General features: G+C 33.6%; 7 protein-coding genes. All 7 read left to right on the forward strand.

Translation table 11 applies throughout. The features are described from left to right. Window positions 1–90: 90 nt before the first annotated feature. Window positions 91–867 carry a ParA family protein gene (locus KJA62_RS05145; protein ID WP_213318988.1) on the forward strand — a complete coding sequence of 259 codons (777 nt, stop codon included), beginning with the start codon at window positions 91–93 and terminating at the stop codon, window positions 865–867. A gap of 4 nt (window positions 868–871) precedes the next feature. Then, window positions 872–1,579 (forward strand): CT583 family protein, encoded by a 708-nt coding sequence (locus KJA62_RS05150; RefSeq protein ID WP_213318989.1) that lies wholly within the window; start codon window positions 872–874, stop codon window positions 1,577–1,579. 230 nt (window positions 1,580–1,809) lie between these two features. Beyond that, on the forward strand, window positions 1,810–2,763 hold the full coding sequence (locus KJA62_RS05155; protein WP_213318990.1) for a tyrosine-type recombinase/integrase: 954 nt from the start codon (window positions 1,810–1,812) through the stop codon (window positions 2,761–2,763). Then, window positions 2,760–4,154, forward strand: a complete 1,395-nt coding sequence (locus tag KJA62_RS05160) for a DnaB-like helicase C-terminal domain-containing protein (protein ID WP_213318991.1) — start codon at window positions 2,760–2,762, stop codon at window positions 4,152–4,154. The genes KJA62_RS05155 and KJA62_RS05160 overlap by 4 nt, the downstream gene beginning before the upstream one ends. Continuing rightward, window positions 4,148–5,170, forward strand: a complete 1,023-nt coding sequence (locus KJA62_RS05165) for a virulence factor (RefSeq protein ID WP_213318992.1) — start codon at window positions 4,148–4,150, stop codon at window positions 5,168–5,170. The genes KJA62_RS05160 and KJA62_RS05165 overlap by 7 nt, the downstream gene beginning before the upstream one ends. Window positions 5,171–5,222: 52 nt before the next feature. Then, a complete protein-coding gene (gene pgp3, locus KJA62_RS05170; protein WP_213318993.1) occupies window positions 5,223–6,017 on the forward strand; it encodes a virulence factor Pgp3 in 795 nt (264 codons plus the stop codon). A gap of 70 nt (window positions 6,018–6,087) precedes the next feature. After that, window positions 6,088–6,320: virulence factor (locus KJA62_RS05175; protein WP_213318994.1), on the forward strand; the 233-nt coding region annotated here is incomplete at its 3' end.

Raw genomic sequence — 6,320 nt, forward strand, 5'->3', positions numbered from 1 at the left:
TAATAACGCTAAAATGAAAAAAGCTTTGATAATGTTAGCCTTTGCTAGAAAGGAAATGTTTTCCTAACAGCGCTCTAACGTTGGAGTCTTATGAAAGTAATAACTTTTTGCTCTTTCAAAGGGGGTACAGGAAAAACGACTTTGTCAATGAATGTTGCCTGCTATTTGTCTGAGAAAAAAAACAAAAGAGTTTTGTTAGTAGACATGGATCCGCAGGCTAATTTAACAACTTATGTTGGAATTAGTAGTGCGGATTCTCTGGGATCTTTTGGTCTTTTAGTGAACGGAGGTCAGATTACAAATTTTGTGAACAAAACGAATAAGGAGAACCTAGATATTGTTCCTTCCTGTGTTAGCTCTGAGTTCTTAAGAGGTGATCTTATTAATGAGGATTCTTTTCTTTCAGGGAACCTTAGGACAGCTCTAGGAGAGAGTTTAGACTATGATATTTGTATAATAGATACACCTCCTAGTTTAGGATTTCTTGTTAGAGAGTCTTTCTCCGCGTCAGATAGTTTAGTGGTTTGTTTATCTCCGGAACCGTTTTCTGTAGTAGGTTTACACAAGATCAGGGATCTTCTGGAGACTCTGTCTTTTCCTAATCTAAAGATCTTGGGGACAGTTATCTCCTTTTGGGATGCAAGGAATTCTACTAATCACCTTTATTTGAAGAATATAAGCTCTGTTTTTTCTTTTGAAGTGCCTTGCTATTTTGTTAGGAGGGATATCTCCTTTAGTAGGTCTGTTCTGAAAGAAAGTCCGGTTTTTTCGGCTTATCCAAATTCTAGAGCATCTTTTGATATTATCAATTTTTCGGAAAGTATTTTTGAAAGCGTTTTTTCTGAAGGTTTAGAAAATATTGGGTAGTTCTGTGAAAAAAATAGATAAGGAAGCTAGTGATTTTTTCCAAAAAAATAGGAATGTGTCTGTCTCAAAAACTTCTTCTAGGACAGACAATGCTATTTCTAACGTTGTTCTTGATGATTTTGAATCAGAAAAAATTTCTGAAATTTTTTCTGAAGTTGACGAAAATTTCTCTGGTAAGATTGTTTTAATCAAACAGTTAACTAACCAGATAAAAGGAATACAAAAGCAAGGCGTTTTGTTGATCGGGGAAAAGATTTTCAAGGTTAGGAAAATTTTAAGGGAGATTGGATGTTTCGATACAAGTTTCACAAAGTGGATCTCCCTTGTTTTTCCAACGAAATCTTCTGCCTACAACGCTTTGGCTTACTATGAATTGTATTCTAGCCTTCCTGATCAGGAGTTGAGGCAGAAATTCCAGTCTATACCTTACAAGACAGCTTACATGTTGGCCTCTAGGAAGGCGGACGTGGAGAAAAAAATTTCCGTAATGGAAATAATTCAGGGCATGGAAAATGATGTGGCAATTACTACGCTAAATCAATTTATACCATCTTCTAGAAAAGACGACAAATCATGTGATAGGGATCCATTGGACTACCTCATATATAAAAAGGCCTATGAATTAATGATTTTAATTAAAAAGAGCCGGAATCTTTCTCCATTGTCCAAGAAACTTCTGAGAGAGTTGTTTTCCTTATCTAAGGAATCTTGAATCCCGGTAAGCTTATAAAAGTATAAAAATACTTTATTATAATATAGTGGTCCAGTTTTGTCTCAGTTTTATGCAACTCTAGGTGGTAGACTATGCAACTCTAGGTGGTAGACTATGCAACTCTAGGTGGTAGACTATGCAACTCTAGGTGGTAGACTATGCAACCTTTCTTTTTTTTTAATTTATGTATAATGAATTAAGATTCATTATATATGTGAGAGAAAGTGCCAATGAATAGTAGGCTGGAAAAAGAAATCCTTTTAAGAAATAATAAGTTCTTTTTGGGAGAGAATTGGAATGATTTATCAAAAATTTTTTTGATAGATTTGATTAATTGCTTTTTGACACAACTTTCTAATGAGGGGACTAGAACGAGGTACTTTTTCTGTTTTAAACGATTGTTTATGGAAAAGATCTTATATGAAAGATTTACCTTAAACGACTTAAAAAATCTAAATTTGAATGCTAGATTAGATAGTATACTCCAAATCAATTCTCTATCTAGACATTCAAAGCAGACTTGTGCTGCAGCCTTTCTAAGCTTTTTTAAATTTCTACACAGAGAGACTAGTGGTTTAATAAAAGTTCCGACACCTCAAAAAACAGGTGTTTCAAAAACTTTTTCTAGGGTCAGAGATAAGACAATCTATTCGCCTATATCGAAATCTGATCTATTTAAGTTTATAGAAAAGTCTTATCAACATTCTCTGAGAATAGGAATTTTTGTTGAGATGGCCATACAGTCAACAAGAAGGTTAAGTGAGCTTCTTGATACTAAATTTTCTGATGTAAATTGGTTAGACAGAACTATAAAGTTTTCTACAGTGAAGACTCAAATAGAAAAACAATGCATTATTGCCTTCCCAAATAGATTTATGAAAAAACTAGAGGAGTTTAGGGATAAATTTCCTGAAAAAGAATTTATTTTCAGCACCTCCTCTGGGAAGAAGTTACAAAAGGATTACGTTTGGAGACAACTTGTATCGATATCAGGAAGTTGTAACTTTTCATACAAAGTTACGCCACACGTTTTGAGAGCTACATCGATTTGTATGTACAGAGAATACGGTTTCTCTTTAGGAGATATAGTAGAGATTACAGGACATTCCTCTATAGAAATGGTTAGGTATTATGATAAGAATTCATTCAAGAACAATCCAAGTTGTAAGGTAGCCTTGATATGAATCTATCTAAACAAGAGGATACTGGCGTAAGAGAAATAAATAATCATTTAGATATAGAATACTTTTTGTTAGGACAAGCCGTAACTTTTAGTGAACAAGCTAAAATTCTTGTCAAAGAACTTGAAGAGGAACATTTTCAGAAGTTAGGTCATAGAATAGTTTTTAATGCTATAAAAACACTAGTCTTGAACGAGAAGCCCTGTAATGTTTACTTCATTTGGGAGGAGATAAGAAAAGCTAGACAAGAAGATAAAATAGATTCCTCATATGTGCTGAGTTTGTACTGTGATACCTCTAATAAAGTTGAGATCTATTGCTATATAGATTTTCTACAAGAAAAATTAGCCAATAAAAAATTGTCAGATACCCTTCAAAAGGTATCAAAAGATTTTTATCAACATTTCGATAGAAAACCAACTAGGGTTCTTATAGAAGAGTTACAAGAATCTCTAAGCAAAATCCAGCGAAGGTTCTTTTCTCAAGAAAGAACAAAAAAAGAAAGCATTCGAGATATTTTATTTTCTAAAGAAAGGGAAGAAGAGCCCTTAATGGGTAAAATTTCTCTCAGGTACGAATATAGGCAAAAAACTCAAAGAGACTTTTCCGACAGTCTACCTACTGGATTTCTTTTTTTAGACGAGAATGTTTCGATACTATCCGAAGGAAATTACGTGATTTTGGCCGCAAGGCCTTCTGTTGGTAAGACAGCTTTTTCTATCAACTTGGCGACATTCTTGTCTTACCAAAGGAACATTCCAGTTGGATTTGTCTCCCTGGAAATGTCAAAAAACCAGATAGCAGAAAGAATACTATCCAACTTATGTTCAATTTCAAGCGAATCTCTAAAAAGAGGGAGCTTTGAAAGGTCTTCTTTAGAAAAATTAGAAAAAGTCGGAGAAAATCTTAAAAGCACTCCAATGTATATTCTAGGAGAAGAGTGTTCTACCATTAGCAACTTAATTAGCCAAGCCAAGAGACTAAAAGAAGAGTATGGAATATCCATTTTGTTTATTGATTATATTCAATTAATTCGATCCAAGACTCTGTTTGAAAATAGACAAAACGAAGTAGCAGAAGTATCTAGACAGTTAAGAATTTTAGCTTCTGATCTAAAGTTGCCAATTGTCTGTTTATCGCAACTTTCTAGAAGGGTAGAAGAAAGAGGAAATAAACGACCAATCATATCGGACCTTAGAGATAGTGGTCAGATAGAACAAGACGCTGATTCCGTTCTTTTTTTACACAAGAAGGAGTGTTACGAAAACAGGGATATACGAAAGACTTTAATCGAATTAATCCTAGCTAAGAATAGACATGGACCTGTCTTGTCCGGATTTTTAAATTTTGATGTTACGACAGGGGCTTTTCACGAGAATAGCAAAAAATGGTAAAGAACCAAGTTATAAAGAGCTCCCTACATCTTGAAAACCAAAAGTTCGGAAGAAAACCTATTTCTTTTGACAAGGATCAATTGGAAATATTTTCTAGTATTACTGAATCCAAGGTGGAAGTTATTGGTTTAGATTTACAACCGTCCCATTATCATGCTTTGGCAGCTATTCAAAAGCTGCTGACAGCAACGAATTATAACGGAAATATACAAAGTAATTACTTATCTAGAGAAACAAATAGTTTCAAATTTGAAGGTAAGGTTCCTAGAATTAAGTTTTCTCGATCTGAATACTTAGAAGCTTATGGTGTAAAACGTTACAAAACTTCTAGAAATAAGAGTGAATTTGGAGGAAAGGAGGCACTCATAGCCCTAGAAGCTTTACAGCACTTGGGATCTCAACCACATTTAATTATCGCTACAAGAAAGCGTTGGGAAAAGGGAGTAGAAGTTATTGACAGATACCAAACATTTTCTCCGATAATCCGGATATTTGAAGGATGGGAGGGATTGACATTAAAAGAGAATGAAGACTTAGAAGAGGGAAATTTTTTAAATTTCATAAACAGAAAGCATAAAGGTTTTATAGTTGAACCTTGTCCCATATTAATAGATCAGATCGATTCTTATTTTATACTAAAACCTGCAAACATATACCAGGAGATAAAATTAAAGTTTCCCAATGCTTCTAAGTTTACATATACATTTATAGATTGGATAGTAAGCTCCGCTACAAGGAAAAGAATTAGTTGTGGAAAAAATTATAACTGGCCTGAAAAACTTGAAATAAGTTTTGAAAATTTGTCTTATATATTAAGGATGAATAGGTATATAGTTTCTAGGAATTGGAAGAAAATAGAAACATCTATAAAGAGATGTATAGAAATAGCTATAGATTTAGAATGGCTTACCATGCATGAAAGCTTGGAGGGTAAGACAGTTTCCAAAAAAGAAGTTTTTTACTTAAACAAGGATAAATTTAATAAAATTTCAAAAAACAACCACATTTCTTTTTAAAAAAAAGAAGAAATAAAACAACCTTAATTAAAAATTATAAAGGTTTTTAATTATGGGTGATTCTGGATTTAAATTAACAGAAAGTCAAAATGTGGTTTTTGCTGATAATATTATGGTTGGGCAAATGACCGCCCCATTATCCGAAAATCAAGTGATCTTGGGAACCAAATTAAATCAGAGAGGAAATTCAGGTCCTATAGCAGCAAAGATAGTGAGTGGAAATGGAATAGACGTCGCTTTTCCGGAAGGAAATGGGAACAACTTATCTTTTTCCATAAATGCCGACACTATATCTGAAGATGTCTTAGAAAAAATAGGAGAAAAACTTACTGAATCCATATCAGATTCTTTAGTAGATAAGGTCATAGGGGAATTGGAAATTAACCCTAATTTCGCAATAAAAAAGGCTTTTAAAACATGGTCTTTCTCCGACATTGTTATTTGTGATGGTCTATTCTCTTCTTCGAATATAAAAACAAGCTCTGGAGGCACGGAGGTTTGTAAAATCTCTATAACCCCAGAAAACTCAAATTCAGTATTTTTGTTCTTTGCAAATATAATAGCTTCTAGGAGAGAGGGGACTGTTATTTTATCTTTGATGCAAGATGATGAAGAACAGCCCAGGTCATTTGGATTCGGCTACTCCAACGGAAATCCAAATTGTTGTTGTCTGAACACAGCATTATACTCCGCGAAAAAAAATCCCTTGAATCTTAGTTTAAGGATTGGCGGAATGGAGAGTGGTCCAGTCGTCATAAATGGTATGTCTAATGGCGAAAGGATACTTGGAACACCAGTATATTCTACAATATCTGTTTTAGAAGTAACTCCTCAGAAGAATGGTTGATTATAAAGTTGATTGTTTTTTCGTGTTTTTTTTATAGAAACCACCTTCTGTTTATTTTCGGGGTTAGAATATGAATGATGATAGTAATTTCCAAGGAAGCTTTGTAAAAATAATAAGAGAAGTCGGAAGAGATTTTCCTGAATTGAATATTAAAACAAGGATATCCAAACATAGAGTTAAAATTTTAAATTCCCCTTTAGAGCTCTATTCTAAAAGTATATCGGCGATATTGAGGTTAACGGAAGAAATTCAAAACTCTCTAGATTATTTTCCAGATTCTCCGCTATTAGAGCGTTTAGAAAG

It is taken from the genome of Chlamydiifrater volucris (genome assembly GCF_902806995.1).
Classification (GTDB): domain Bacteria; phylum Chlamydiota; class Chlamydiia; order Chlamydiales; family Chlamydiaceae; genus Chlamydiifrater; species Chlamydiifrater volucris.